Below are 25,271 nucleotides of genomic sequence, written 5' to 3' on the forward strand. Positions count from 1 at the left end.
AACTTTATAAGGGTTGTAACCCTTTTAGTGGAGCCTCCATTTAATCTCCATTAAATAGATTTTTTTGTAGATCACTAAATATCTGGCAATTTCTTTTCATGAAAAAAACCCTTCAAACTGAAGGGATTCTGTCTGTAGATAAAATCTAAGAAAAGCCAGCTTGACTGCAGTTTTTTTATTTAAAAAACGTTCCAGATGATTTCAGAAATCCGCTCCCTTTCCGCCGACTGTCTGCCAAGCCGCATCAAAGCAAGCGGCTGCGGTGTCTCGGCTAGCCAGTAATTCGGCAGGAGTGTCGCAAATTTCTTCAATCCAATAAGGATTACAGTAAAAAAACATGAAGGATAATCTAGTCTTGTATTAAAATCATAGTTCGAGATGAGACCGTTCCCGACCGCCCGCGGAAAGCGAGTACCTGGAGTGGAAATCGACGTTCCAGGTTTAATAAACCCTCATAAAAACTGTAAACAAAAGGGGCTTTATCTAAATTTCAAAACAGAGTTGATTGGAACGAAAGGTGCGAGACTCCTGCGGGAAAAGCGCGTCGAGGGGAGACCCAACAGGCGCAAAAGCGCCGAGGAGGCTCCCCGACCGACCGCGGAAAGCGAGTGCCTGAAGTGGAAATCGACGTTCCAGGTTTAATAAACCTAAATGAAAATTGAGACTAACTTGTTCTTCATCGAGATTGTCTACAGCCTGAGCCCTTCAAACAAATGGGCTAGTTACTTTATATGAGTTAAAATTCTGTTATGTTTTCATTTTCATTCCTATTAACACACATTCCACTTTTACTATCGGTTTTCTTGATAATATAAATATAATGGTTACAGGTATGACTAATAAAACATAGTACTGGCCACTTTCTTTGATCCAATCATATATAAATGAGTTATAAACATATTCCAGAAAAAACATATGAAAAAGATAAATACCTAATGTAATTGATCCTATTTCAGTAAAAAAAGTATGTTTTTTAGGAACAATACATAAAAAACAATAAGTTGCTGCTCCCATAATTAAATAAACGAGAAACTTATATATAAAACCGAGGGCAATGGGGCCTTCCATTAATTCCTTATAACCTAAACGGCCATAAAACCATTCCCTCCAAGTCATTTCCCCATAGAAATAAATACCGATAAAGATTAAACCTAGTACAGCCCAGCCTATTAGGGCATTACTTTTCTTTTTAACCCATTCAAAATGATTTTTTTCTAAAAAATGACCAATTAAAAAGAAAGGAAAGAAAAAGAACGTTCTCGACAAACTTAACCATTCATTCACTTCACCAAAGTAACCGATTATTAGCGAGACAATTATTGAAAAAACGATTCCATATTTCCTCGAGGAAAATATAAACAATAATATATTCCAGCAGAATAAGCTTATTAAGAACCATAATGCCCATCTTGGAGTCAAAATTGTGAATTCAATTGGCTCATCAAATAACTTCTGATAATAGAAGGTATAAATCACCTGGAATATTACATAGGGAATTAATATTTTCTTAATTAGCCCCCAGAGGTCCTTTTTACTTTTTATCTTTCTTGAAAAATAGCCGGATACTAAAATAAAAGCTGGCATATGGAATGAAAAAATAAACAAATAAATTGTTAAAATCCATTCGTTTTCTTCCACCATTCTAGCTAATGTGTGTCCCAAAACAACTAGTACGATTAAAACAGCTTTCGCATTATCAAAATACGGATCACGCTTCATGAAATCTTACCCCCTATAAAGAAACTGCTAGTTATATCTTCTGATCCTCAATTATGGTTTGAATGAAAAAGCCGGCGTTCCCCTAATATAGGATTGCCGGCTTTTTACTTAAGGAAAATTCATTGGAGTATCTACCATATCATAGCTTGTTTACAGTATAGTTAATGGAAAATAACAGTTTGATAACAGAGACTTAAACAAAAAACTCCACCTGCCAATTGGCTTACGGCGCTATCGCACCCGTTAATGACTTGCCGGAACGGACAATCACTTTCAAAATCAAATCCCAAGCAGTTCCAGACGTTTTCGCCTTAGCAGAACGGGTAGTGTATTATATAAGCATGAGGATGATAACGTCTCTCTATAGGAGGAATGTTCATGAATCCAATCATATTATTTGATGGTGAATGCAACTTTTGCGATTCGAGTGTCCAGTTCATTATAAAGCGGGATCCGCAGGGGCTTTTTCATTACGCTTCGCTTCAAAGTGAGGCGGGACAAGAGTTGCTGAAGAAGTATGATGTTCCAGCAGATATAGATAGCATGGTCCTGATTGAAAGGGATAAGGCCTACTATAAATCGTCTGCAGCCTTGAGGATTTGCCGTCGCTTACAAGGGGCATGGAAACTGCTTTACGGCTTCATCATCGTTCCAAGCTTCATCCGGAACTTCGTTTATGATTTCATTGCCAGAAACCGTTACAAATGGTTCGGAAAGAAAGAAGCAAGCTGTATGCTGCCGTCGCCAAGTGTTCGAAAGCGATTTTTATAAAGAAAATGTATTTGTTTGGATTGGAAATGGTCAACTTTCTAGTATCAACAAAAAAAGGACGATCAGCGCTCACGGCTTTTCGTCCTTTTCATTGTGTAAATGTGGAGTATCTCCATAAATGATTGGCCGTAGGATGCGCCATCATTTCGAGCCCTTTGTTTTCCGCCAGGTGCAGGGGTGCCCAGTCTGGGTCATCTGCCTCCTTGAGGTAGACTTCGTGATGCGGTGCCTGATCATGATAGCCTGCTATATTGATTTCGCCATTTCGGTAAAAGGTCCCAATCACTTTATAATCCACGGCAGGAGAAATGATGATTGGGTTGCCTACAGAGTGTGTCAGCTGAATTGTCGCTTTTTCATGATTGGATAATACGCGCTTCACTACAATGTCTTCATCCGAGGCCACTCCTTCCTCAAGGAAATCGCCATCATGATTGTAGGCTTCACTTTTCCCGACCGCTTTGGAAAATTCAATCTCGGCCTTTCGTTCCTTTTCGTGAATATACACATCGACTCTAGTCCGGAAACGGGGTGATTCAGGATCAAACCCGCGATTGTCACCTTTAAAAATGGGAACCTTCGATGCAAGATTGGGGTTTTTCAGCCACTCTTCCGGTAAAAAGGTGGTATAGCGCAGCTGCCAATTTCTTTTCTTTTTACCGTCCACATCGTTTTCAACTGGCTGTAAAAGCTTTTTTATAGGCCCAATCTTTTTCGTATTCGTTATTTCCTCGATCGCTGCCTTTGCTTGGGATGAACCTTTTTTTACGGCTCCGACAATACTCGCTAGAAGGGATTTCACGGCATAGGACTCCTGCTCCGAACGCGGAAGGGGCCGCTTTGCTTTAATGGTATATGTGTATTCCTGATCTTCACTAATACTTCGATCACTGAAGGAACATCCATCCACTTTCCCAATAGCCACGCCGTTTCGGTAAATCGTATACTCTTTTATTCCTTTGATGGGCTCCCATTCCAGGGTGGCTTGGCCTTTTGCGACAATCGTGGTGAATACCAAATCCAAAAGGATATTATCTTCTTTTTTATTCTCGGCGGTCGTTGATGTCTGTATTTTCATCCTGTTTACTGCCTGTTCTTTTTCATTCAAACTATCTATCGTGTACGTATAGATGGTTCCTGGAGTCAGACCCCGATCTGCAATCTTTGGCTCCGAGCCGCTGTAAATCAGCTCTTTCCCCCTGAATACCCGATAGAAACCGCCTTCATCCGGCCAAATAAGTTTTATGGAATCTTCTTTCCGTTCGATCTTGCACATCAATGAAGCCGTTTTGAATACCGCTTGATGCTTCCTCTTATTGGAGACCAGATAAGCGAATCCCGCAAGACCAAGAGCAAGCAATGAATGCCGTGCAGTGAATGTAACTCCGCCTACTTTTAAACGGGGAAATGAATAATGAGCAATCAACTTCTTCATCACCTCTTCCTTTTCTAGGTGTTATTCTTTACCCACTTTAATCTCCAAGCACACTTTGCAATGTGCTGTGCTGGGCATAACAAAACCGAGGGAATGGTTACTCCCTCGGTCATTTATAAGTTTCACTGGATTATATTTTAACGGCGGCTTTTTTCCCCGCCTTTGCGTCCTGCTTCTTCACGGCTCATTTTTCCATCATCGGAATCATCACGTTGATTGGCCCGTGCCTCTCCGCCTTTTTCGCCGATTTCCTGATAGAATTCCTTGCCATGACTGTCGGATGTCGCTTCTCCGCCTTTTTTACCAATCTCCTGATAGAAGTCCTTATCATGATTTTCGGATGTCGCTTCTCCGCCCTTTTGGCCAATCTCTTGATAGAATTCCTTATCATGATTTTCGGATGTCGCTTCTCCGCCCTTTTGGCCAATCTCCTGATAGAATTCCTTATCATGATTTTCGGATGTTGCTTCTCCGCCTTTTTGGCCAATCTCTTGATAGAATTCCTTATCATGATTTTTTGCTGTTGTTTCTCCACCTTTACGTCCTGCTTCTTCACGACTCATTTTCTCATTGTTGTTAGCCATTAAAAATTCCTCCTTATTATTTGGATTTTTCATGTACTAGCTACATATGGCATGTACCCGCTTGAACAGCTATAAAACTGGATTAAGCTAATAACTTCAGGTCGTTTTTTTTAGCGGCGACTTTTTCCCTCGCCATTAAGTTCTGCTTTTCCCTGCTCATTTTTCAATCATCGGAACCATCACGTTGATTGGCTCTAGCCTCTCCGCCTTTTTTGCCAATTTCCTGATAGAAGTCCTTATCATGATTTTCGGAAGTGGCCTCTCCACCTTTTTGACCAATCTCTTGGAAAAATTCCTTATCATGATTTTTTGCTGTCGCTTCCCCGCCTTTGCGGCCAGCTTCTTCCCTGCTCATTTTTTCATTGTTGTTAGTCATTAAAACTCCTCCTTATTATTTGGATTTTTTAAGAACTAGCTACAGTTTTATGTATACCCGATAGTTTTGATATAAAACTAGAATCTATTAAAATTTCAAAAGGAAAAGCATCATGAATGATATCACTCATGATGCTTCCTAACCTACTTCGGAATCCCTTCTCGCAAGCGATTTGGCAGCTCTACAAGGGTTTCATTCAAAGTATCCAATTTCGTTTCAATTCTATGAAGCAAATAGAGGGTAACAATGATCGGGAACCCAATATCACTGACAAATGGCAGAATTTGATCCACTTTTTATTCACCTCACTTCAAGTGTGTAACCTCCCGTTCGTTAAATAAGTTCCACTTCCTCCACATTCCGCTCGACAAGGCGCGCCGCCTTCAAATCGACGAAATTCCCGGAGGATGTAACGAACACATTCCCCGCAATGATTTTTTCCATTGCCTGTTTAACCGTGTTTACTCCGACCGGATCCTTCGGATTATCAACGGAAATCGTCGCTGACTTTCCTTCCGCTGTAACGAAAATCAATTCCAATACTTTAGCCATTTCAAATCACCTCCCCCTCTTCCGACATCTTTCGAAAACCGATTAGCCAATCAAAGAATACGTATCCACCCGGGTCACTTCACCCATTGGATAATCCTGTACACTTGCGATTGCAACTGCCGTCGAAAACAACTGGTCCGCCGTCGCCTCGAACTTGATGTTTGAAAATGTCCTCCGCTTGAAAACGAGGGCCCCTTTTTCATTTAACCCCGTCTCAAAATCGATCCGCAACGTACTTGATACTGGAATTTGACTTGCCATATCACTCACCCCCTTTCACACTCTATATAAACTTTTACAGGATGAAAGTAGCCTGGTCTTGGAACTTTTTCAGGAAAACGCATAAAAAGCTCCCCATCATTTGGGCAGCTCTATATCAGTATTTTTTAAAATCCATATTCTTTACTGTTTTTAAGGAAATCCTTTAAAACCACATTTTAATTATCTACTGGCAATTATCATTTGTCTTCTTCTCTCACTAAAAAATCTTTCTCAATTATTAACGGTTTTTCTACAAAATCAATTCTTCTCATTATTTGTTGTATTACTCTCGGGAAAAAGTAAGCTCCAAAGAAAGCACAGATAAAAGCCTGTGACCAAGTTTTTAACCAAGTAGCTAGGAATAGATGATCATAACCCCTATTTATTGAGACTAATATAAATGAAATAAAAAAGGACATACTAAATGCCATTAAAAATGCATAAATAATATTTCTGTATTTAACGTTAATATTCATTATTTTTCTACTTCAACTCCTGATCTAATTTTAGGTTCCTTGATATTTTTAATTTTCTGTTGTTCTGTTCCCAACTATATTTTATTTCTTCCATTTACATTAGTAAAACCAATTTTTATAATAGGTCTATTAGAATTACTAATGCAAAGGGGTTAGTCAGATTGAATTCTTATTATGCATTTATCAAAACCATAGAAACAGGCAGTTTTACAAAAGCTGCTGAAGAACTTGGCTATACGCAGTCCGCCATTAGCCAAATGGTGCATTCATTAGAGGAAGAGCTTTCCACCACTCTTATTTTACGTTCTCGAAAGGGTATTACTCTGACACCAGATGGCAAGGAATTTTTGCCATATATCCGGAAGATTTGTAATTCACATAGGGAACTGACTGAAAAGCATAAAGAGATGGAAGGACTGCAAAGCGGCCTTATTCGAATTGGCACCTTTTCCAGTGTTACATGTCATTGGATACCGGGATTGATCAAGGATTTCAAGGAACTTTACCCGACTGTTCATTTTGAATTACATCAAGGAAATTATTCGGAAATCTCAAACTGGATTAAAGAAGGCAGCGTAGACTTTGGCTTTGTGAATTCAAATGTTACGGATTTAACTACGATTCCCTTGCAAGAAGATGAAATGGTGGCTGTAATGCCAGTAGATCACCCTTTAGCATCATCCACAGAAGTCTCTTGCTAAAAGATCCTTATATCCTGTTGGATGAGGGAGTTATACATGAACCATTAATAATTTTTAAACAGTACAATTTTGAACCTGATACACAATACCGGGTATATGATCCTTATGCGATTATGTCCATGATTGAACAAAAGCTTGGCATTTCGATTTTACCGAAGCTGCTCTTAAATAAATGTCCCTATAATATTGTAACGAAAGCCATCTCTCCTTCTATTATCCGAACAATTACTTTGGCATACAAGGATAAAAGGGTATTGCCAATAGCAAGCAGGTATTTTATTGACTTTATTATTGAAAGGTATCGGAAGCTTAATAAAAATTCCCTTCTAAAATGATGAAGAGAGTTCCTAACGTTTTACCTTTGAACTTTTGCTTTACTAAATAATAAACTCTTAACTCTGTTCCTGCAGAGATCCTAGCCTTATCCTGCCCTGGTTGCTTGTTTCATAAATCCTGGATATCGCTCTTGCTTTTCATCTAATTTTCCCTTTAAATTATTTTTTATAACTGACCTTTTTGATGCGAAGATAAATAGCAGTTGGCTTTAAATGGCACGTCAAATTCACCTTTTCTGGGAAATAATAATCACGAAAGGAAGTGGATGTTGATGTCATTAGAATGGTTTGACAGAGTAAGCGGGGAATTGCAGGATCATCTTAAATCAATTTGTGAAAAATACGACCGCAATGGCAGTTTGATCGTGGAGCGCGGGTCTAAGCATCCACGCATCGAGTTTTATACAGAGCTGGATGACAATGAGCGGGATTATTTTGCCACGCTGTTTTTTGATCCGTACAATGAAGAATTTTATATGGAATCGTTCGAGCCTGATTTAGGGCAGATCAGCAAGGTCATCCTTTCGGACATTGAAGATATCGTCGATGCTGTCCATGAGAGCTTCCATAACTATTTGGAAGAGGAAGATGATGATTACGAATATGATATGGATGATGATAATGATGATTTGTATGATCCAGACGGCAACGATTCCGAAATATACGAAATCGATGTAGATTGGGAAACGCCTGAAGTGACTGCCTATATCCAGGATAATGAAGTCGAGGTCACCTATCAATTCGGTATCGTCCAGGAAACAGGTGATGGTGTACTGAAACGGATCAATCGGATTCGGACAGCTGATGATGACCTGATAAAGGATGAAACGAATTTCATTTTCAGCAAAGAAGAAGCAAGCACGATCATCGCCATGATAGCCAGTCATATGGATTCACTTAGTGAAATGGAATAAAACCAATAAAACCTTGTCCATGATCATCATGGACAAGGTTTTATCATATAATAATCAGTTCATATACCTCTGATAATTGCGTGACCCGTTCCGTATCACTAGCTTCCTTCGCATGTTTAATTTCCTGAGGAAGAATATGGTTAAGGAGACTGGCTTCTTTACCGGATAGTTTATTGACGAGTTCTTCTTCAGAATGAAAATGTCCGCTTTTGATTTTATTATAAATTTCCTGCGCTTCAGGATATTGGTCCGTATAGTTAGACAATATCTCACGTAAGTAGCCAATCGTACGATCCATCAAACCATCCCTCTCGAATGTTAGATTTTTGCTTACATGCTATACCTTCCCCCATTTTTTGATGATAAATTCCTAAAAAAAAGATATCCAAGTCAATGGATACCCTAATCAGTCTTCCTCCCAAAATAAATCATCCAATGTGCGGGATAATGCTTTACAAATTCCGACACATAAACTTAATGAGGGATTATACTTTCCGGATTCAATCAATCCTATCGTTTGCCTGGATACCCCGACAATCTTGGCCAGTTCTTCTTGTGACAAGTCCTTTTCTACTCTCGCAAGCTTCAGTTTTATATTTTTCAAGGGAAAGCACCTACTATTTCTTATTATCTTATCTATTCTTCATTCCGATTTTCTTCGCCAGCAAGTATATACCACCAAAAAACAGAAGTAAAATCGGCAAATAGATCATAACGGATACAAACGATACCAATACAAAATACCATACGCCCTGGGAACTGCTATCGGCATAGGATACAGCACTATTCACTCCCATGAATATAGCGATGATGAGTGCTAAAGCAACCGTCCCAAGAATCGTCTTCCTGCTCATCGGTGTTTTGCTTGTGCGGTCATGCATCTCCACCTCATCCCAGAATACACCTAAGAAAATGGAACGAGCTAAGTAATACAGCCCTCCTGCAACAAGGATCGCGAACTCCAGATATAACTCCCCGCTGCCTGCACCATATTTATATAGTTTGAAAAGTCCACTCACCAGGCAAATGGCCAAAATGACGTAATACATTTCTTTATAAATTTTATTTCTAACATTCTCAACCCGCTCATCCGTGATCTTTTTCGTTCGTTTGAATAGATTCATCTCTGATCGACCTCCAATAATTCCATCGCTTTCCCTTATTATATGATTTATTTAACTTTTTGCAACATATATATTACATTTTATATTTTATAAATTGCAATATGTATAAAAAAAGATATCCAAACATCAAGTTTGGATACCTCAATAACCTTATTTAGGGTTTTACTCTAAAGTTTTGGGGATTTACTCGTATATCTCCATTTTCGGAGATATACCTGCAATTTTCGTCGATATATCTACTTTTTCGGAGATATACCTGCAGTTTTCGTCGATATATCTACTTTTTCGGAGATAAACCTGTAGTTTTCGTCGATATATCTACATTTTCGGAGATATACCTGCAAGTAACGTCGATATATCTCTATATTCGGAGATAAACCTGTTGTTTTCGTCGATATCGTGAATTCACCATTTTATATAATGCCAAACCAAGTATAGAGGGCAATGATGACAAATACAGCCAATGATTTTATGATGGTGATCATGAATATGCTTCCATACGATTGTCTATGCGTTAATCCTGTGACGGCAAGCAGGGTGATGACGGCTCCGTTATGAGGAAGTGTATCCATGCCGCCTGATGCCATTGCGACTACACGGTGCATCACTTCAGGTGAGATATTGGCTGCGGCGATTGCTTGATTGTATTTATCAGCCATTGCGCTTAATGCAATTCCCATCCCCCCGGAGGCAGACCCTGTTATGCCTGCCAATGCACTAGTGGTGACAGCACCGTTGACAAGCGGATTCGAGAACACACCGGATATCCCGTCACTGATCTTCGCAAATCCTGGAAGGGCAGCGATGACTCCGCCGAAACCATATTCCGAACCAGTGTTCATGACGGCAAGCAGGGAGCCGCCAATACTGTTATTCAGCCCTTCTTTCATGTTTTTCGTCACTCGTTTCCAATCATAGGCAAGTGCTGTGATGATCCCGACGATCAGTGCAATCTCCACCGACCAGATTGCAGCATTTGCCGCTACATCAACAGAATAATCTTCTAATCCCATTGCGGAAAAATCAAATCCATCAGGATACCAGTTTGGTATGGCTTTAGACAGATAATTATTCATGATCGCAACCAATCCAAGCGGAACGAATGCTAATATCTGCCGTAATACAGATTGGTTTGAGTGTAAATCAGGGACTGGCTCCCCTTTTTCCTGTTCAGGACCAGCGGCATTTTCCGCAGCAAGCCCATAATATCCTTCCCCTGCTTTTTTGGCTCGCCTTTTTCTGCTTTCCAAGTAGGCCAATCCAACCGATAAGACAAAGATGGCGCCTATGATTCCAAGGATTGGAGCCGCATAAATGTTTGTACCAAAGAAGGACGTAGGAATGACATTTTGAATTTGGGGAGTTCCCGGCAAAGCATCCATCGTGAACGTGAATGCCCCAAGTGCGATGGTAGCCGGCATAAGCCTTTTAGGTATGTCGGCTTGCTTGAACAATTGAACGGCAAAAGGATAAATGGCGAAAACCGCAACAAATAAACTCACGCCGCTATAGGTTAAAATCGCACCCAAAAGGACAATCGTCAGCATCGCTTGTTTGGCACCGATCAAGCGGACTATCGTCTTTGCAATCGATTCGGCGATTCCCGACATTTCGATGATCTTCCCGAAAATGGCCCCTAATAAAAAGACGGGAAAATAGTTTTTAATGAAAATGACCATCTTTTCCATGAATACGCCGGAATAGAATGGCAAAACATTACCCGGATCGATGAAGAAGACCGGTAAAAGTGCAAAGATAGGTGCAAATAAAATGACAGAATAGCCGCGGTAGGCTGCAAACATCAATAGCCCCAGCGCCAGCAATATAATCATTAAGTCCATGAAAGTCCCCCTTAAACATATATTCCAAGTTTGAATAATTTCCCCAAACTAGTTAAAAATACGCCAAAAGTGAACCTCTCTGACAAATTAAATTTGTCAGAAAGGTTCACCTTTATTTTTTTTATAGTTATTGATTATTGAGCTGTATAGCCACCGTCAATGACAACAGCTTGACCTGTTACGCTTTTCGCTTTATCGCTTGCCAGGAACAATGCATAATCAGCAATTTCACTAACATCCAATAAACGTTTTTGAGGCACTAATGGAAGAAGGACTTCTGCCAATACATCTTCAATCGGAACATTACGTGTTTTCGCCAAGTCTGCCATTTGTCCGCGAACAAGCGGAGTATCGACATATCCAGGGCATAAAGCATTAACAGTAATACCGTGTTCTGCACCTTCCAAAGCAGCAACTTTCGTTAAACCGATCACTCCGTGTTTTGCGCTGTTGTAAGCCGCTTTACCTGCGAATCCGATAACACCGTTAATGGAAGAGACGTTAATGATGCGGCCGAAACCTTGTTCTTTCATGATTGGGAACACGGCTTTAGTTAGAATGAACGGCGCTGTCAGCATGATTTTTATCATCAATTCGTATTTAGCAGTCGGGAAATCCTCGATTGGTGATACATGCTGCAGCCCGGCATTGTTAATCACGATGTCAACCGAACCGTATGTTTCTTTAGCTTCCTTCACCATATTTACGATATCTTCTTCTTTTGTAACATCGGCTTTGATTCCAATTGAATCGAAACCAAGTTTTTTCAATGATTCCGCAGCATCCTTCACCGATTCTTCATTAATGTCGGAAAGAACCACTTTGGCTCCACTTTCAGCGAAATGCTTACCAATTTCAAATCCAATACCGCGAGCAGAACCTGTAATAATAACGACTTTATTTTCAACCATTATGAATTCCTCCTAGAGTAGATTAATTAATGTATAGATATTTATTAAACGATACCGATGGCACCCATTATGATGCCGACGATCATGGCAATGGTCGGGATGATGAACGCAACCACGAAAACATCTTTATATGTTTCTTTATGAGTCAATCCTGTAACCGCCAATAGTGTTAATAGAGCACCATTATTAGGGAAAATGGATGCACCTGAAGCGACTGCCGCCATTCTGTGGAATACATCCGGGCTGATTCCCGTCGATTGTGACAAGCTGTAAAAGGTATCGCCAAGTGCATTAAGCGCAATACCCATACCGCCTGAAGCGGAACCAGTGATGATTGCCATGATTTGTACGGCAAGAGATTCAGCAACGAGCGGATTGCTCGAAATATTAAGCAGCCAAGAAGTGATGTTATCAAATGCAGGTATAACCGCAATGACAGCTCCGAATCCAACAGCGGCACTAGTATTCAGGATGGCCATCACTGATCCTTTCGCTCCCTCATTAACAGAGAAAATGAACTTTTTGTAATCCTTGATATTGATGACCATAATGCTCAGAACCCCTAATAATAATGCATAGATAGGTTCTAATTTCACAACGTTAAGCAATAGGACAACAATAAGAAGCGGAACTAATGACAATAACCAATTCGGTACTTTTTCATCTTGCTCAGAACCGGTAACCGCATCATCCGATTCGATGAATCCTTCTCCTTTAGCAGAAAGAGATCTTTCTCTGTAGGATAACCAGAAATACCCGCCAACTGCCATTATCAATGAAGTGACGATACCGATGATCATGCCTGAAGTGGGTGTCGTATGGAAATACTCCATCGGTATCAGGTTTTGGATTTGCGGTGTACCCGGTATGGCCGTCATCGTGAAAGTGAATGCCCCAAGCGCAAAAGTGGGAACAAGCAGCCTTCTCGTAACGTTTGCTTCTTTAAATAACGCAAGCGCGATCGGATAAACCGCAAACACGACCACAAATAAACTGACTCCGCCATATGTCAATAAAGCGGAAGCGATCAGTACCCCTAGAATCGCCCTCTTTTTACCAATGATCTGCGTTACCTTCTTGGCAACGGATTTCGCTGCACCCGTTTCTTCCATCAGCTTTCCGAAAATCGCTCCTAGCAGGAAGATTGGGAACCACTTCTGAACGAACCCGACCAATCCGGTCATATACGTTCCGGTATACGTATCAAATACATCCAATCCGCTCATCAATGCTACTACTCCAGCCACCAGCGGGGCCACCCAAATGATGGACCATCCCAAATAGGCCAAAGCCATCAGCAATACTAAGCCTACAATTATACTTAACACTCGAAATCACCTCTTTCCAAGGTGATGTAAATAGTTTTGCTTTCCATCACGCTTCCCCCTTGATGTGTAAATCCGTTATGCTGCAGATTTCAAAATCCTTGTCTTACAGCTTCACCCCTAAAAAAGCGGATACGAGAACATCCTCTTTTTTGTTATCTTAAAATAACTTCATAAACCTACCTTGTCCGCATTTCCGAGAAAGGTGAATAAGCTGATTGATAGGATGGAAATATATTCATTAATATAAACATCATAAATACAGCTCCTACTAAAGCCCTTCTCCTTATACTTTTACAGTAAAGAATATTTTATTAAAATAGGGTTATATATACTTGCTTTTTAATCCTCATATAGTTTACATCTCCTTAATTTATAAGTAAAATGAATAATAAGAATACACTTTATGCTAATTACGAATAAATAGGAGACAGATATGGAATTACGAGATTTAAAATCATTCATGGAAGTGGCCCAACATAAAAGTTTTACGAATGCCGCCGCCAATTCTTACTTAACACAGCCTTCCTTAAGTAAAGCCGTCAAAAAACTCGAAGAAGAGCTGCGTGTGGAACTCTTCGACCGCTCAACGAGGCACCTGCGCCTGACGGATGCCGGACAAATCGTGTATCAGCAGGGCCAAAAGGCCTTCGCCGCATTATCCGAATTGAACGTACTTTTGGATGACCTCAGGGACATAACAACAGGCGTTGTGAAAATCGGCATCCCTCCGTTGATTGGCACGCTGTTTTTCCCGGAAATTGCCCGCAGCTTTCAGGAACGTTATCCGAAAGTTTCCCTCGAGTTGGTCGAACTGGGCGCAAAGCTGATTGAAAAGCTTGTCGAAGAAGGCGAAATCGATCTCGGCATCGTCGTATTGCCTGCCAGCGAAGCTAATTTCAATATTTACCGCTTCATTGAAGACGAATTCGTTTTATTTCTTCATGAAGAGCACAGACTAGCCAGCCATTCAGCCGTCACCTTAACTGAATTGAAAGACGAGAAATTCATCCTTTTTTCAGAAGACTTCACTTTACATGATTACATTATCCAGGCATGCGTAAAAGACGGATTCACCCCTGACATCTCATACCAAAGCTCACAATGGGACCTGATCATCGAACTCGTCTCATCCAAACTGGGCATCACCCTCCTGCCCAGATCGATTTATCATAAACAAACCAACGAAAATGTTAAAATCATCCCGTTAAAAAACTCGAACCTCCACTGGAAACTCGGGATCATCACCAAAAAAGACGCCTACCATTCCTTCGCCCTGAAAGAATTATTGAAGATGCTGAATGAAGGTGTTGGTCTAGTGCAAAATGACATAAATCAATAAATGAAAATAAGATTGCCTACATTTTTTTTAGGTTTGTAAAATAATTTGAACGTTGATTGGAACGTAGGGCACTCGCTTTCCGCGGGCGGTCCGCCCTCGGCGCTCTTGCACCCTCGGGGTCTCCCCTGGACCCGCTTTTCCCGCAGGAGTCTCGCACCTTCCGTTCCAATCAACTTTGTTTTAAAATTTAGATAGAAATTATACCTGAGATGATGAAAGTGGTCCTTTGGAGCAATTGGTTCCTAACATCATTTAGTCCGGTAGTTATTGATTGCCCTTTCATTTTTTTATATGGTCAAAGATGCGTATTCCGATGTTGGGCGCCAAAGTTTAAACCTGTCATTTTGTTAAAACGTCCCTACATTACATATACATTTGGCATTCGCCCGATACGTCAAGCTTTCGTTGGTTATGGTTTTTATGATAAAGTCCCTAATTATCTAGTTCGGTAAAAACTATGAGCTAAAAAAGATCCAATAGGGGGTTAGGAATACGTGCATTCAGAACCCCTTTTGTCTACAAACTGAAGCAGTGGATTTCGGAGGTGAAATCTCACTGCTTTTTAGCGTTTCATCAGAAGTTTCTTCAGTTTCGTTTACATGTAGTTTTATAGTTCAGCTTAAATCATAGTATTAAAAGACTGAATCAAAAACTAAAGGAGACTTGCGATGAAAGCAATGGTATGCACAAAATACGGTTCGCCCGAAGTACTGGAACTCAAGGAGGTAGCAAAACCAACTCCCAAGGACAACGAAGTTCTGGTGAAGGTTCATGCGGCAACAGTCGCTTCAGGGGACATAAGAGTCCGGAGCTTCAAGAGCCCCTTCTTATTATGGCTGCCGATGCGGATCTTTCTGGGGCTTAGAAAACCGCGAAAACCGATACTCGGAGTGGAGCTAGCCGGGGAGATAGAGGAAACAGGGAGCAATGTGAAAAAATTCAAAAAAGGCGACCGGATTTTTGCCATGACTGGAATGAATTTTGGGGCTCATGCCGAATACACATGCTTACCTGAAGACGGGGCAATCGCAATAAAGCCCGTCAATGTGACCTATGAGGAAGCCGCCGCCGTTTCTTTTGGGGGAACGACAGCTCTGCATTTTTTTAGAAAAGCCAATATCCAGGACGGACATAAAGTCCTCATATACGGTGCATCCGGTTCTGTAGGGACTTCCGCGGTACAGCTTGCCAAATACTTTGGAACAGAAGTTACCGGAGTATGCAGTGCCGCTAATTTTGATTTGGTGAGATCATTGGGAGCCGATAAAGTGATTGATTACACAGAAGAGGATTTCACGGAAAGACAAGAGCGATATGACATCATCTTTGATGCAGTCGGGAAAAGCTCAAAAGCCACATGCAAAAAAGCACTAACCCCGAACGGGCGATACGTGTCCGTTGAAGGGCAAGGAATAGCAAAGGTACTTACGGAAGATTTACTATTTCTCAAGGAGCTAATCGAAACTGAAAAGATAAAATCGGTCATTGATAAACGCTACCCGCTGGAACAGATACCCGAGGCTCATAGATACGTAGAACTAGGACATAAAAAGGGAAATGTCGTGATAACTTTGGTTGATGATGATAAGCGCTGATAGCGCTTTGTACACCGCCGCTTTTTAAGAACTTTTTATAACCAATGTTTCATTTTTCCGATAATCGGAAAACCTTACCTCATACTCCTATGGATTTTTCCGTAGGAGTTTTTGCATTTAACCCTAAATATTAATTAACACTTTCTAGGTATTATTAACTATAAATCTCTTTTATTTTTAATTGTTTTAATATAGCATGGTAAGCATAACCTTAGCTTCCATGTAAAAATAAAAAGGTGATAGGACATGATGGTAAAATTTGGACAAGTTATCCAATAGCGTAGAATTTGAATATGAGTTTACAACTGATAAAGACTCTATTCCCTTTGATTTAAGGCATTCTCCTGCCGTTGCATTAAGGGTTGAGGGGATACTTACAATTAAAATAAATAATGATATATATTTCCAAGCGGATATTGCATTGTTAGAATTTTATCTCTATTTACTAAAATGGGTACAAACAAACAAAAAAGGTAGAGACGTACAAGAATTCAAATATTATTCTTTGGAATTTGATGAAGATGAAGCAATAATTTCTTTACTTCCTTTTGGAAATAGCGCAAGACTAGCATTCATTTGGGAAGTGAATAAATTATACAATGTTTTTGAATTAAGCTATATAGTACAAAAGCTAACCCAACTTACAAACAGGCTTGGGAGGGATATTGAAAATCATTATGATATTCAAATGAATACTTTCATAGGGAAAGTACCTTTCAAAGGTTAACTATTTTAATAAAGAATTAGAAGCTTTTTGGCCTCATCCCTATATGGTTCGGGATGAGGCCATTCCCCCCCCTCTCCAGACTATAGTCAAACTAGAGAAAAAGTCAGTTTGACTATATTTTTTTATTTAAAAAACGTTCCAGTTGATTTCAGAAATCCGCTCCCTTTCCGCCGACTGTCTGCCAAGCCTCCTCGACGCAAGCGTCTGTGGGGTCTCGGCCAGCCAGTTATTCGGCAGGAGTGTCGCAAATTTCTTCCATCCATTAAGGGAGCCATAAAAAAACTATTAAGAAGCCATTCAGCCCGAGCGCCGAGGAGGCTCCACGACCGCCCGCGGAAAGCGAGTGCCTGGAGTGGAAATCAATGTTATTATCGAATTACACCCCCTAAACACGAACATTAAATTATATTTATATTTTAATGTTCACTTTTTTATTGATTATCTATCATTTGTTTGTTATATTAGCAAAGTAATAATCGTAATTTACTCGTATATGCTCGGAAATATGGTCTGAGCGTTTCTACCTGGTTCCCAGTGAAAGAACTAGACTACGAGTTAAAGTATATTCAGCTGCCCGCTTTCTTGAGCAGCTAATGATTTAGCATTCGCTTCATTTTTGCTTGATTATCTATACTTTGACTATCGTAGGTCTAGAAGGCAGTAATCATTCTGCCGTTCTGGACCTTTTTCTTTGGACCATATTTGCGAGTGTTTCAAACAATCGGATAATTTGTTTTTAAGGAGAGAAAAAACATGTTAAAAAAGTATACTATATTAGCAATCATTGCTTTACTTTTCGTGTCGGTAATTGCAGCATGCAGTTCTGCTTCCAAAAATGAAACGGTCGAAAAAAAGACTCAAAGGCCTATCATGATTCAAGGTCCAATGCCAATTGAAGCTGAAAATTTCGCGAAAAGGTTAAAAAATGTTAAAGAAGAAAAATCAGGAGATTTTGTATTTTATATTGGAACTTTAGACAATTATCCTGTAATCGTTGCCAAAACAGGTAAAGGGATGGAAAATACAGCTGCCGCTACAGCAGTGGCAATTGAAAGAAATAACCCTATTGCCATCATCAATCAAGGGACATCAGGTGGACATGACCCAAGCTTAAACGTTTTTGATATTGTTTTAGGAGAAAGAACTGTAAACCTAGGTTCATTAAAAACGGCAGATAAAGCTGAAAACGAAGGAATCGATCCAACCATATGGAAACCAATGGACCTAATGGCTTCTGAAGGAAGTGCAGGAGAAGATCCTAATGCTGAAAAACCACGCTTCTTCGAGGGAGATAAGGATTTACTCGCAGCTGCTCATGCAGTTAAGGATACCTACACAAAAGGTAAGATTGTCGATGGTACTATCGGTTCTGCAGACGTTTGGAATAATGAAGTGGATCGGATTAAGTGGTTCCATACGAAATATGGTACATCCGTGGAAGAAATGGAAGGAGCTTCGGCAGCACAAATCGCCAAAGCTTACGATGTGCCCTTCTTAGGTATACGAGTGCTATCCAATAATAAAGTGAACGGCGGTAAATATAACCCTAATACAGCAGCAGCCAATCAAGAATATGTGTATGAAGTGGTTAAAAAATATATCTCTACGATGCCAAGCAAATAAGAGCGGGCTCGGAGCATATATAAGAATTAGAATCTTTTTGGTCACCTATCCCTATAAAAAAATAAAAGAAGAGCACATATTATATACGATAATATGTGCTCTTCTTTTATTCGCGGATGCCCAAATTAGCAGACTATTGATTCTTCCTCCTTGCAAAAGGTTAAGCTGAGACTATTCAATGTGTAAAGTCTAGCGGTGAAAATGAATAAATCGCTGTAGTTATTTTCAACGTACTCTTCAATGATCCCCATCCCTTTTCTGAATCTATCAACTAATAAATGCGTGTAGTTTTCATCCCAGGTAAACCGATTGATTCGTTTAAGTTCATCTGCCAATACTTGAAATTTAAACTCGTCAACAAGAAGCTTCAATTGATACAATTTATCTTTATTTAAACAAAAGCAGTTGTTTTCATTTTCATGATTTTCCCGGACAAATGTAATGAACCCTTTTAAATTATCAGCTAACATATTCGCTATTTGCATCTCGAAGTTCATTTCTAACAGCTCCTCAATGTCTAAAAATCTATATGAAGAGTGTATGATTTGAAATGATATTTTAACACCAACAATTCTTTTTTCGAGATAGATTCCTTGTGCATTTCCTTCTATGATAGAATTTTCACAAAAAAAATTGCCCCCTTCCTTCCAAGGGGACAATCTCACATCGAATCCAGAACCAAAGATATAAGCAGGCCAGCAGCGGTGAATATGCCCGTGATCGGCCCTCCGTCTTCATATGCTTCAGGCATCATCGTTGAGGCGATCATGGCGATGATTCCCCCGCCTGCAAAGGCTGCCATCGCTGCCAGGACATAGTCCGGGGCATGATCGAGGAATAGATAGCCCGACATCGAGGATAATGCCGAAATAATCAGGACGGAAAACCACAGCAGCATGATTTTCTTCTTGGAGTAATCACTTTTGAGCAAACCTGTTGTACTTGAGAGCCCCTCTGGAATATTACTGATGAAGATGGCAATGACCAATAGCCAGCTTACCGAGCCACCGCTTATTAAGCTTGCGCCGATCATTATCGACTCCGGTATGGCATCCATCACGGTTCCGATGAAAATGGCTAGGCCCGCTTCCTTCGAAGAGCTATTATTGGATCGTTTCCTTTTATCCGCACCTTTTTTGGAAATAAGAAAATCCAAGGCAGTAAACACGCCGGCCCCTGCTATGAATCCGATCCCCGTCGCCCAGATTCCACCATCACTCACCGAATCAGCAAGCAGCTCATATGCCGCGGCACCAATCAATACACCCGTACCAAAAGCCATGATATAGCCAATGATGTTTTTCTTGATCGGTATGAAGATTGCGGCAAGTGCGCCAAGCAGGACGGCAGAACCCGAAACCCCTCCCCAAAAGACCGCATTCCACATAGAACTCCCCCATTTCCTTTTTATAGGATAGTGTACCCGGGTTGATGTTAGGGTAAACAAGGGGGCGCTTTTGGCAATTCCAGCAAAAAAAAGCAGTTATATTCGCTGCCATGGTTTTTGTGTATAGAATGGTAGAGTATCCTGCTCCTCGCTGCCTTATATGACTGATATTTGCGGTTTTCCTTCTTCTCTTTCACTAACCTTTTCGATTTTATCGACAAACATTTGAAAAACTTTTCTCTTTTCTTCCAGCTCTTTTATCGATTCTTTCAATTCGTTCAATTTTTGTTCAAAAGGTTTATGATAGAGCTCGCGGATGCTTCGAATAATTTCATCATTAATAGTGGATTGTACAACCTGTTTGGTAATATTGAATTTATAGGAATAAACCTGAAGTTCACGCTTAACTTCATCATACTCTTTTTCTATCCCATTTAACACATCACTAATTTCTTCATTCCATTCTACTAAAGCCTTTTTCACATGTTCCTCCACCTTTATTCCCCCTCTTTAACTAACAAAAATCCATCTCCATAAAAATTTATTTTATCAAATGTTCATTTCGGTTTCTTTTCGGCTTAGTTACTTAACATATAAGTTTTATTAAAAATAGATAACAGCTTACGACGAGTTACGAAACACTTTTGAAAAATCACATAGAATGAAACATGACAACTATAACCTATGGAGGTGTTCAGACTGATTCATACAGTTAAACCAGGTGAAACACTGACACAGATATCCAGGGACTACCGGAAACCGCTATCGGCAATCATCGCTGCTAACCCGACAATAAACCCAAATGTCATTTATCCTGGTCAACCCATCATGATCCCTGGTTTTCCTCCTGCTGATACCATTCCATTTCAGATCGATGTGTCCGTTAACAACCGTAAGCTAAGACTGCTAAAAAATGGAGTATTGCAGAAACAATATCCAATCGCCGTTGGAAGAATGCTGTTCGGTACACCAGTAGGACAGTTCATCATTATCAATAAAGCCCCCAACCCCGGAGGCCCATTCGGTACAATGTGGATGAGTCTATCCAAGGAGCACTACGGCATTCATGGAACGAATGACCCCAGCTCGATTGGTAAAGCCGTCTCAAAAGGCTGTATTCGCATGCATAATCGGGACGTGGAGGAATTATCAAGAATTGTTCCAATCGGGACACCGGTTACGATTCATCCTTAATGTGTTTATTTACTCTTATATAAATAAGCCGACGGAAATATTCCATCGGCTTATTTTGCCATAATCTTAAAAATCACACTTGAACCAATTTTTCCGCCTGAAATTGATACTGAATATCGGCAACATGCTTTATGAACGCTTGATCATGGGATACAAATATTATCGTCCCTTCATATCCAGCTATGAATCGTTCCAATGCTTCAATGGCAGTAATATCCATAAAGTTGGTCGGTTCATCCAATAACAGAATGTTGTATTCTCCTAAGAACAACTGACAAAGCTGGAGGCGAATTGCTTCTCCGCCACTTAAGGACTGAACGCTTTTCAGTATATCCGTCCCAGTAAACTGCATCGAATGCAGGACGCTTCTTAAAAATCCTTCATCATATTCTGAGCGATTCTCCAGGAATTGCAGAACCGTTTCATCCCTGGCAAATCTATAGCTCATTTGACGGAAGTAACCAATTTTTGCTTTTGGAGAAACCGTTAAATCGGCTCCATTATTCGCAATATGGTGAAGCAAAGTACTTTTACCGCTGCCGTTGCTGCCTGTGATGGCTATTTTTTTACCGAGCGGCAGCTGGAAACTCACCTCATCCAATAATACTTTCTCCTTCACTTGAAGAGTCAATCGGTCCGCCATTATCGGGAACTTATTATGCAATTCCAATTGCTTTGACTGGCGAAATACGATTTGCCTTTCCTCTTGTACAGCTTCCACTTCCTGAAGTTTTTCCACTCGATTCTCAATTGCCTTCGCTGCGCGTTGTGCGGATTTTTGGCTTGTGCCTTTCGATTTCGTCATAAACGACTTATTCGGCTTTGCATTCGCCTCTTTTTTTGACAATCTTCCAGCCTGAGCGATTTTTTCAGCCTTTTTCATTTTTTCCTGCGCCGCTTTTTCAAGCCGGCTCTTTTCTTTAATGAATTGTTCATGAGCCTGCGTCTGTTGTTCAAGTTTTAACTGCTTCTGTGCCATGTACTCGCTGTAATTCCCTGAATATACATGTACCTCGCCTTCATGCACTTCCCAAATCGTTGTGACGAGTTCATCCAGTACAGCCCTGTCATGACTAATCAAGACAAGCGCACCATAGTAATAGCGTAATTCATCAAGTAAAAACGAAAGGCCGTCTTGATCCAAGTGGGTTGCCGGCTCATCGATAAGCAACGCTTCATTATAGTGGGTAAACAATTGGGCAAGCTTCAGCCTCGTTTCTCACCGCCGCTTAGTGACGCAGAATTTCGCGGAACTGCCAATTTTCCCAGTAACGCTGGATCAGCTTCTGCAACAACAGGCGCTTCAACTTGCTCAAAATAGCCACGATCAACGTAACCCTTTACCTTTCCGCTTGTTGGTTGAATTTCACCAGCAAGTAACTTCAATAACGTACTTTTCCCTGTACCATTTTTCCCGACGATGCCGATGCGGTCAAATTGATGTACAGCCAATCGATCAATCTTCAATATCTCTTTATCTAAATAAGTCACTTCGACATTTTCTAATTCAAAGCATATTTGTTCCATATTCGCTACCTCCGAAATTTGTGATTTCGTATCGATAGCTTGGATCGATACGAGCTTCTATTTCAAGCCCGCATCAAAAGAATAATAAGAATTGCAATTTTCATTCCTCCCATCTTCAAAGTCACCGATAAATGACAAGTAATCGAAATAAGCTTATCTTCCAAACTCGTATCAATAGAAAAATAACATCTTCATGTAAAAATTCCTCCAAAACAAAAAGTACACAGAAGGCTCTGTGTACTAAAAAAATCGGCATAGATATCCGGTAGAACGACAAAACTCCTACAACATATCCATCCTATACACACAGCAAATAACCTCTTATGCAAAGTGGTTTTTTCCATAATATGTGTGTATATCAGTATAGTTGTAAAAATGCCACGTTTATCGCTCCTTTCAAAATCTTGCCCCTATTCTAACCAGGATATTTCCAATAGTCAATATTTTTTGTTTTATATAAAAAAGGCAGGGATCTCCCCTGCCATTTCTATCAATTCATATTTATCGGCCAATAATAAAACACTAGTGTAACCATGATGATCATGACGCCGCTGATCATTAAATAGGTTGGGTATCTTCGGGTGATGTTCATTTCTTTTTGCTCGTCTATTTCAATCGGGGTTTGAAGGATATTTGCTTGAAACTCCCTTTCTTCGATGGTTATCGTTCCATACTTCGAGCCAATGATAAGTGCGCCTATGCTTAAGATTAAACCGATGATGACAGGATTAAAGTATACAGGAAGGCTAATTCCGAACATGCTGAGGCTTTCTCCGAGAATCACGCCAAAAAAACCGAATACGATGCTCCAAAAGGCTCCTTCTTTCGTTACCTTCTTTGAAAATACGCTTGATATGGCAATCGGTCCCCATGATGCGGCAAATAATGTAGCTGCAAAGTAGCCGATCCACATGACAGCAGGCGGCTGGAACAATCCAATCAATAGAATGATCAAGCTGATCACAACCATGGAAATGCGGCTGGCCCGTAATAGATGGTGATCTGTGTATTCCTTTTTCCGTGATTGTTCCATGATATCCCGTGTTATGCTGCTTCCTATTATTTGCAAGAAGCTCGAACAGGGAGGATAATGCCGCAGCCATGATGCCGCTAACGATGATGACCCCAAGCCATGTCGGAACTATATTCATCGCTGCCCAAATGAATACCTTTTCCGTCGGGGCGATATCGCTTTTAATGGTAGTGATTGTCGATATGCTGATATGGAGAAACAAATAAACGGTCAAAATGGATATGGTTGCCCATACGCGGCCCGGATGGCTACGTGTTCATTTCTTGCCATCAAGTATCGGCTGCTTTGCCATGGACTCACTGCAATGACGATGCCCCAGACCAAGCCCATGATGACTGCCCAGGCCAACGCGCTTCCCAAGGAGTTCCCATCATTGCGGCAGGTCCGGTAATGCCATGCCAGCTTAATAAATCAGGCCGTTCAGCCAGGTTTGAATTTTCAACGAAATAATATATATTTGAAGCTTAAAATATATATACTTCCAAAAATAACCAGTTATTATTGACATATTTTTAACAATAGTGGTACACTTTAATCTATAAATTACCAGACAAGGATGTATCAATTGAACTTATTAAAAATTACACAGGAAGTTTATGACAACCAATTATTTAACCTTTGTGGTTTTGACCGGCAAAACCCTGCTACTCGAGTTTCCACTATTAGTAGGTATAGAACCCAAACTATATCAAAAACAATGGGAACGTTAGTGAAGGACTATCCAGATATAGAGCCTTCTCTAATTTGGAAGAATATTGAGAAGGCTCACGTAACTAATTATGTTAGTGGTAGTGTTACTCTTCCTAATACTTCGTTAGATGCTTCAGAGGTAATCTCTTATTTGTTGAATGGGGATACACTTTCTGTATTTAATAGTGCAGGACAGAGCTGGAAAAGGGCATCAGGTGTAGCATGGGAAGAATTTATTAAATCTAACTTATTTCTTTCCACTGAAGATGTTGAGATAAGAATTTTAACCCCAGTAGAAATGAAATTACTTCTTCAAGGTGCGCCCTTGAAAAATAATGATGGCAAGTCTATCAGTTTAGCAATACCTACTCAAGACGAGAAATCACAGTTGGAGTATGAAGAGTTCCTTATGAAAATTTTGGACGATAAAAACTTTGACTTATTTTTAGTCTATTACGTTCCTTTCACTAAGCAATGGAGGCTCTTTGGATTGATACAATGTAAAACTTCCATAAGGGATAGAATAAAAATAAATATGAAATCAAGTGAAGAAGCTATGAGTAAAAATTTGTGGTCTATAGTCATTGCGATGGATTCAGATGGTTTTACGAGAAGTGGACAATACAATAGAGGAGCTAAAGCATCTTGGAATGGTTTCTATGTGTTGGATAATAAACAAGAAGTAGATGGAAGTATCTTTTATGGGAATCTTTTTAAAATTCAACAAGCCATAAGTAATCATTGTAATCAAGTAATTGAATCTCTTATCATGAATACCCAAAGTATTCATCCACTTTGGAGACCAAGGAATAACTAAGAAAATGAGGT

The 25,271-nt window shown here is 40.2% G+C and carries 28 protein-coding genes, 3 pseudogenes and 1 riboswitch; of the genes and pseudogenes, 10 read left to right on the forward strand and 21 right to left on the reverse strand.

Annotated features, from left to right (window positions below):
* Positions 1 to 201: 201 nt before the first annotated feature.
* Positions 202 to 339 carry a hypothetical protein gene (locus tag ACSR9O_RS16770; protein ID WP_491724746.1) on the reverse strand — a complete coding sequence of 46 codons (138 nt, stop codon included), beginning with the start codon at positions 337 to 339 and terminating at the stop codon, positions 202 to 204.
* 408 nt (positions 340 to 747) lie between these two features.
* Positions 748 to 1,719, reverse strand: coding sequence for an acyltransferase family protein (locus ACSR9O_RS16775; RefSeq protein ID WP_459735083.1), 972 nt, complete (start codon positions 1,717 to 1,719; stop codon positions 748 to 750).
* Positions 1,720 to 2,097: 378 nt separating this feature from the next.
* Between ACSR9O_RS16775 and ACSR9O_RS16780 the strand changes: the two genes are divergently transcribed.
* Positions 2,098 to 2,490, forward strand: coding sequence for a thiol-disulfide oxidoreductase DCC family protein (locus tag ACSR9O_RS16780; protein WP_260358500.1), 393 nt, complete (start codon positions 2,098 to 2,100; stop codon positions 2,488 to 2,490).
* Between the two features lie 88 nt (positions 2,491 to 2,578).
* On the opposite strand, the gene ACSR9O_RS16785 is transcribed toward ACSR9O_RS16780, so the two are convergent.
* The 7 genes and pseudogenes from ACSR9O_RS16785 to ACSR9O_RS16815 form a co-directional block, all read right to left on the reverse strand.
* A complete protein-coding gene (locus tag ACSR9O_RS16785; RefSeq protein ID WP_491724747.1) occupies positions 2,579 to 3,925 on the reverse strand; it encodes a DUF3238 domain-containing protein in 1,347 nt (448 codons plus the stop codon).
* Positions 3,926 to 4,062: 137 nt separating this feature from the next.
* Entirely contained in the window at positions 4,063 to 4,509 is a 447-nt protein-coding gene (gsiB, locus tag ACSR9O_RS16790; RefSeq protein ID WP_402939495.1) for a glucose starvation-inducible protein GsiB, read from the reverse strand.
* 178 nt (positions 4,510 to 4,687) lie between these two features.
* Positions 4,688 to 4,885, reverse strand: a pseudogene (locus ACSR9O_RS16795) (KGG domain-containing protein); the annotation flags it as partial.
* Positions 4,886 to 5,028: 143 nt separating this feature from the next.
* Positions 5,029 to 5,178 carry a YvrJ family protein gene (locus ACSR9O_RS16800; RefSeq protein ID WP_101223211.1) on the reverse strand — a complete coding sequence of 50 codons (150 nt, stop codon included), beginning with the start codon at positions 5,176 to 5,178 and terminating at the stop codon, positions 5,029 to 5,031.
* Positions 5,179 to 5,218: 40 nt separating this feature from the next.
* Entirely contained in the window at positions 5,219 to 5,437 is a 219-nt protein-coding gene (locus tag ACSR9O_RS16805; protein WP_230178192.1) for a DUF2922 domain-containing protein, read from the reverse strand.
* 42 nt (positions 5,438 to 5,479) lie between these two features.
* A complete protein-coding gene (locus tag ACSR9O_RS16810; protein WP_491724748.1) occupies positions 5,480 to 5,698 on the reverse strand; it encodes a DUF1659 domain-containing protein in 219 nt (72 codons plus the stop codon).
* A 197-nt stretch (positions 5,699 to 5,895) separates the two neighbouring features.
* On the reverse strand, positions 5,896 to 6,174 hold the full coding sequence (locus ACSR9O_RS16815; RefSeq protein WP_260358506.1) for a DUF2798 domain-containing protein: 279 nt from the start codon (positions 6,172 to 6,174) through the stop codon (positions 5,896 to 5,898).
* A gap of 161 nt (positions 6,175 to 6,335) precedes the next feature.
* Here ACSR9O_RS16815 and ACSR9O_RS16820 point away from each other — a divergent pair.
* A pseudogene (locus ACSR9O_RS16820) lies at positions 6,336 to 7,210 on the forward strand (LysR family transcriptional regulator).
* A 272-nt stretch (positions 7,211 to 7,482) separates the two neighbouring features.
* Complete coding sequence (locus ACSR9O_RS16825; RefSeq protein ID WP_101223216.1) at positions 7,483 to 8,124, forward strand: hypothetical protein; 642 nt, start codon at positions 7,483 to 7,485, stop codon at positions 8,122 to 8,124.
* A gap of 43 nt (positions 8,125 to 8,167) precedes the next feature.
* On the opposite strand, the gene ACSR9O_RS16830 is transcribed toward ACSR9O_RS16825, so the two are convergent.
* From ACSR9O_RS16830 to ACSR9O_RS16855, 6 genes are all read right to left on the reverse strand, one after another.
* A complete protein-coding gene (locus ACSR9O_RS16830; RefSeq protein WP_101223217.1) occupies positions 8,168 to 8,422 on the reverse strand; it encodes a sigma-G-dependent sporulation-specific acid-soluble spore protein CsgA in 255 nt (84 codons plus the stop codon).
* A 108-nt stretch (positions 8,423 to 8,530) separates the two neighbouring features.
* Positions 8,531 to 8,728, reverse strand: a complete 198-nt coding sequence (locus tag ACSR9O_RS16835) for a helix-turn-helix transcriptional regulator (RefSeq protein WP_034309784.1) — start codon at positions 8,726 to 8,728, stop codon at positions 8,531 to 8,533.
* 28 nt (positions 8,729 to 8,756) lie between these two features.
* Positions 8,757 to 9,248, reverse strand: coding sequence for a DUF6773 family protein (locus ACSR9O_RS16840; RefSeq protein ID WP_491724749.1), 492 nt, complete (start codon positions 9,246 to 9,248; stop codon positions 8,757 to 8,759).
* A 413-nt stretch (positions 9,249 to 9,661) separates the two neighbouring features.
* On the reverse strand, positions 9,662 to 11,089 hold the full coding sequence (locus ACSR9O_RS16845; protein WP_491724750.1) for a GntP family permease: 1,428 nt from the start codon (positions 11,087 to 11,089) through the stop codon (positions 9,662 to 9,664).
* Positions 11,090 to 11,223: 134 nt separating this feature from the next.
* The gene (locus ACSR9O_RS16850) at positions 11,224 to 12,000 is read right to left on the reverse strand and encodes a 3-hydroxybutyrate dehydrogenase (protein ID WP_101223220.1); all 777 of its coding nucleotides are present in this window, start codon (positions 11,998 to 12,000) and stop codon (positions 11,224 to 11,226) included.
* A gap of 44 nt (positions 12,001 to 12,044) precedes the next feature.
* Entirely contained in the window at positions 12,045 to 13,328 is a 1,284-nt protein-coding gene (locus tag ACSR9O_RS16855) for a GntP family permease (RefSeq protein ID WP_434167727.1), read from the reverse strand.
* 433 nt (positions 13,329 to 13,761) lie between these two features.
* On the opposite strand from ACSR9O_RS16855, the gene ACSR9O_RS16860 reads away from it, so the two are divergent.
* From ACSR9O_RS16860 to ACSR9O_RS16875, 4 genes are all read left to right on the forward strand, one after another.
* Positions 13,762 to 14,667 carry a LysR family transcriptional regulator gene (locus ACSR9O_RS16860; protein WP_260358512.1) on the forward strand — a complete coding sequence of 302 codons (906 nt, stop codon included), beginning with the start codon at positions 13,762 to 13,764 and terminating at the stop codon, positions 14,665 to 14,667.
* 668 nt (positions 14,668 to 15,335) lie between these two features.
* Positions 15,336 to 16,262, forward strand: a complete 927-nt coding sequence (locus ACSR9O_RS16865; protein ID WP_491724751.1) for an NAD(P)-dependent alcohol dehydrogenase — start codon at positions 15,336 to 15,338, stop codon at positions 16,260 to 16,262.
* Positions 16,263 to 16,521: 259 nt separating this feature from the next.
* A complete protein-coding gene (locus tag ACSR9O_RS16870) occupies positions 16,522 to 16,989 on the forward strand; it encodes a DUF7878 domain-containing protein (protein WP_491724752.1) in 468 nt (155 codons plus the stop codon).
* Positions 16,990 to 17,456: 467 nt separating this feature from the next.
* A riboswitch (purine riboswitch) is annotated at positions 17,457 to 17,560 on the forward strand.
* Between the two features lie 182 nt (positions 17,561 to 17,742).
* A complete protein-coding gene (locus ACSR9O_RS16875) occupies positions 17,743 to 18,612 on the forward strand; it encodes a 5'-methylthioadenosine/S-adenosylhomocysteine nucleosidase (RefSeq protein WP_491724753.1) in 870 nt (289 codons plus the stop codon).
* Between the two features lie 125 nt (positions 18,613 to 18,737).
* Here the strand turns inward: ACSR9O_RS16875 and ACSR9O_RS16880 are convergent, their stop codons facing one another.
* The 3 genes from ACSR9O_RS16880 to ACSR9O_RS16890 all read right to left on the reverse strand — a co-directional run bounded on the left by ACSR9O_RS16880 (position 18,738) and on the right by ACSR9O_RS16890 (position 20,494).
* Positions 18,738 to 19,109, reverse strand: coding sequence for a hypothetical protein (locus ACSR9O_RS16880; RefSeq protein ID WP_491724754.1), 372 nt, complete (start codon positions 19,107 to 19,109; stop codon positions 18,738 to 18,740).
* Positions 19,110 to 19,273: 164 nt separating this feature from the next.
* Positions 19,274 to 19,999: a ZIP family metal transporter gene (locus tag ACSR9O_RS16885; RefSeq protein WP_402939514.1), complete on the reverse strand. Its 726-nt coding sequence runs from the start codon at positions 19,997 to 19,999 to the stop codon at positions 19,274 to 19,276.
* Between the two features lie 156 nt (positions 20,000 to 20,155).
* On the reverse strand, positions 20,156 to 20,494 hold the full coding sequence (locus ACSR9O_RS16890) for a hypothetical protein (protein WP_101223228.1): 339 nt from the start codon (positions 20,492 to 20,494) through the stop codon (positions 20,156 to 20,158).
* 204 nt (positions 20,495 to 20,698) lie between these two features.
* Here ACSR9O_RS16890 and ACSR9O_RS16895 point away from each other — a divergent pair, with 204 nt between their 5' ends.
* The gene (locus ACSR9O_RS16895) at positions 20,699 to 21,193 is read left to right on the forward strand and encodes a L,D-transpeptidase family protein (protein WP_101223517.1); all 495 of its coding nucleotides are present in this window, start codon (positions 20,699 to 20,701) and stop codon (positions 21,191 to 21,193) included.
* 73 nt (positions 21,194 to 21,266) lie between these two features.
* On the opposite strand, the pseudogene ACSR9O_RS16900 reads toward ACSR9O_RS16895, so the two are convergent.
* Together ACSR9O_RS16900 and ACSR9O_RS16905 are read right to left on the reverse strand one after the other, a co-directional pair.
* A pseudogene (locus tag ACSR9O_RS16900) lies at positions 21,267 to 22,720 on the reverse strand (Msr family ABC-F type ribosomal protection protein).
* 490 nt (positions 22,721 to 23,210) lie between these two features.
* A complete protein-coding gene (locus ACSR9O_RS16905; RefSeq protein WP_491724755.1) occupies positions 23,211 to 23,753 on the reverse strand; it encodes a sodium:solute symporter family transporter in 543 nt (180 codons plus the stop codon).
* 8 nt (positions 23,754 to 23,761) lie between these two features.
* On the opposite strand from ACSR9O_RS16905, the gene ACSR9O_RS16910 reads away from it, so the two are divergent.
* A complete protein-coding gene (locus tag ACSR9O_RS16910) occupies positions 23,762 to 23,959 on the forward strand; it encodes a hypothetical protein (protein ID WP_491724756.1) in 198 nt (65 codons plus the stop codon).
* 4 nt (positions 23,960 to 23,963) lie between these two features.
* Here the strand turns inward: ACSR9O_RS16910 and ACSR9O_RS16915 are convergent, their stop codons facing one another.
* The gene (locus ACSR9O_RS16915) at positions 23,964 to 24,113 is read right to left on the reverse strand and encodes a hypothetical protein (RefSeq protein WP_491724757.1); all 150 of its coding nucleotides are present in this window, start codon (positions 24,111 to 24,113) and stop codon (positions 23,964 to 23,966) included.
* A 205-nt stretch (positions 24,114 to 24,318) separates the two neighbouring features.
* Between ACSR9O_RS16915 and ACSR9O_RS16920 the strand changes: the two genes are divergently transcribed.
* Complete coding sequence (locus ACSR9O_RS16920; RefSeq protein ID WP_491724758.1) at positions 24,319 to 25,260, forward strand: BsaWI family type II restriction enzyme; 942 nt, start codon at positions 24,319 to 24,321, stop codon at positions 25,258 to 25,260.
* Positions 25,261 to 25,271: the final 11 nt, after the last annotated feature.

The sequence above is a fragment of the Peribacillus sp. B65 genome, assembly GCF_058513295.1.

What these genes read in the sequence shown, in the direction of transcription:
- gsiB (WP_402939495.1), bottom strand. Translation starts at nt 4,509, where the DNA reads ATGGCTAACAACAATGAGAAAATGAGTCGTGAAGAAGCAGGACGTAAA.
- ACSR9O_RS16840 (WP_491724749.1), bottom strand. Translation starts at nt 9,248, where the DNA reads ATGAATCTATTCAAACGAACGAAAAAGATCACGGATGAGCGGGTTGAG.
- ACSR9O_RS16830 (WP_101223217.1), bottom strand. Translation starts at nt 8,422, where the DNA reads ATGGATCGTACGATTGGCTACTTACGTGAGATATTGTCTAACTATACG.
- ACSR9O_RS16780 (WP_260358500.1), top strand. Translation starts at nt 2,098, where the DNA reads ATGAATCCAATCATATTATTTGATGGTGAATGCAACTTTTGCGATTCG.
- ACSR9O_RS16770 (WP_491724746.1), bottom strand. Translation starts at nt 339, where the DNA reads ATGTTTTTTTACTGTAATCCTTATTGGATTGAAGAAATTTGCGACACT.
- ACSR9O_RS16860 (WP_260358512.1), top strand. Translation starts at nt 13,762, where the DNA reads ATGGAATTACGAGATTTAAAATCATTCATGGAAGTGGCCCAACATAAA.
- ACSR9O_RS16775 (WP_459735083.1), bottom strand. Translation starts at nt 1,719, where the DNA reads ATGAAGCGTGATCCGTATTTTGATAATGCGAAAGCTGTTTTAATCGTA.
- ACSR9O_RS16805 (WP_230178192.1), bottom strand. Translation starts at nt 5,437, where the DNA reads ATGGCTAAAGTATTGGAATTGATTTTCGTTACAGCGGAAGGAAAGTCA.
- ACSR9O_RS16885 (WP_402939514.1), bottom strand. Translation starts at nt 19,999, where the DNA reads ATGTGGAATGCGGTCTTTTGGGGAGGGGTTTCGGGTTCTGCCGTCCTG.
- ACSR9O_RS16845 (WP_491724750.1), bottom strand. Translation starts at nt 11,089, where the DNA reads ATGGACTTAATGATTATATTGCTGGCGCTGGGGCTATTGATGTTTGCA.
- ACSR9O_RS16785 (WP_491724747.1), bottom strand. Translation starts at nt 3,925, where the DNA reads ATGAAGAAGTTGATTGCTCATTATTCATTTCCCCGTTTAAAAGTAGGC.
- ACSR9O_RS16905 (WP_491724755.1), bottom strand. Translation starts at nt 23,753, where the DNA reads ATGGAACAATCACGGAAAAAGGAATACACAGATCACCATCTATTACGG.
- ACSR9O_RS16815 (WP_260358506.1), bottom strand. Translation starts at nt 6,174, where the DNA reads ATGAATATTAACGTTAAATACAGAAATATTATTTATGCATTTTTAATG.
- ACSR9O_RS16850 (WP_101223220.1), bottom strand. Translation starts at nt 12,000, where the DNA reads ATGGTTGAAAATAAAGTCGTTATTATTACAGGTTCTGCTCGCGGTATT.
- ACSR9O_RS16865 (WP_491724751.1), top strand. Translation starts at nt 15,336, where the DNA reads ATGAAAGCAATGGTATGCACAAAATACGGTTCGCCCGAAGTACTGGAA.
- ACSR9O_RS16875 (WP_491724753.1), top strand. Translation starts at nt 17,743, where the DNA reads ATGTTAAAAAAGTATACTATATTAGCAATCATTGCTTTACTTTTCGTG.
- ACSR9O_RS16825 (WP_101223216.1), top strand. Translation starts at nt 7,483, where the DNA reads ATGTCATTAGAATGGTTTGACAGAGTAAGCGGGGAATTGCAGGATCAT.
- ACSR9O_RS16880 (WP_491724754.1), bottom strand. Translation starts at nt 19,109, where the DNA reads ATGAACTTCGAGATGCAAATAGCGAATATGTTAGCTGATAATTTAAAA.
- ACSR9O_RS16810 (WP_491724748.1), bottom strand. Translation starts at nt 5,698, where the DNA reads ATGGCAAGTCAAATTCCAGTATCAAGTACGTTGCGGATCGATTTTGAG.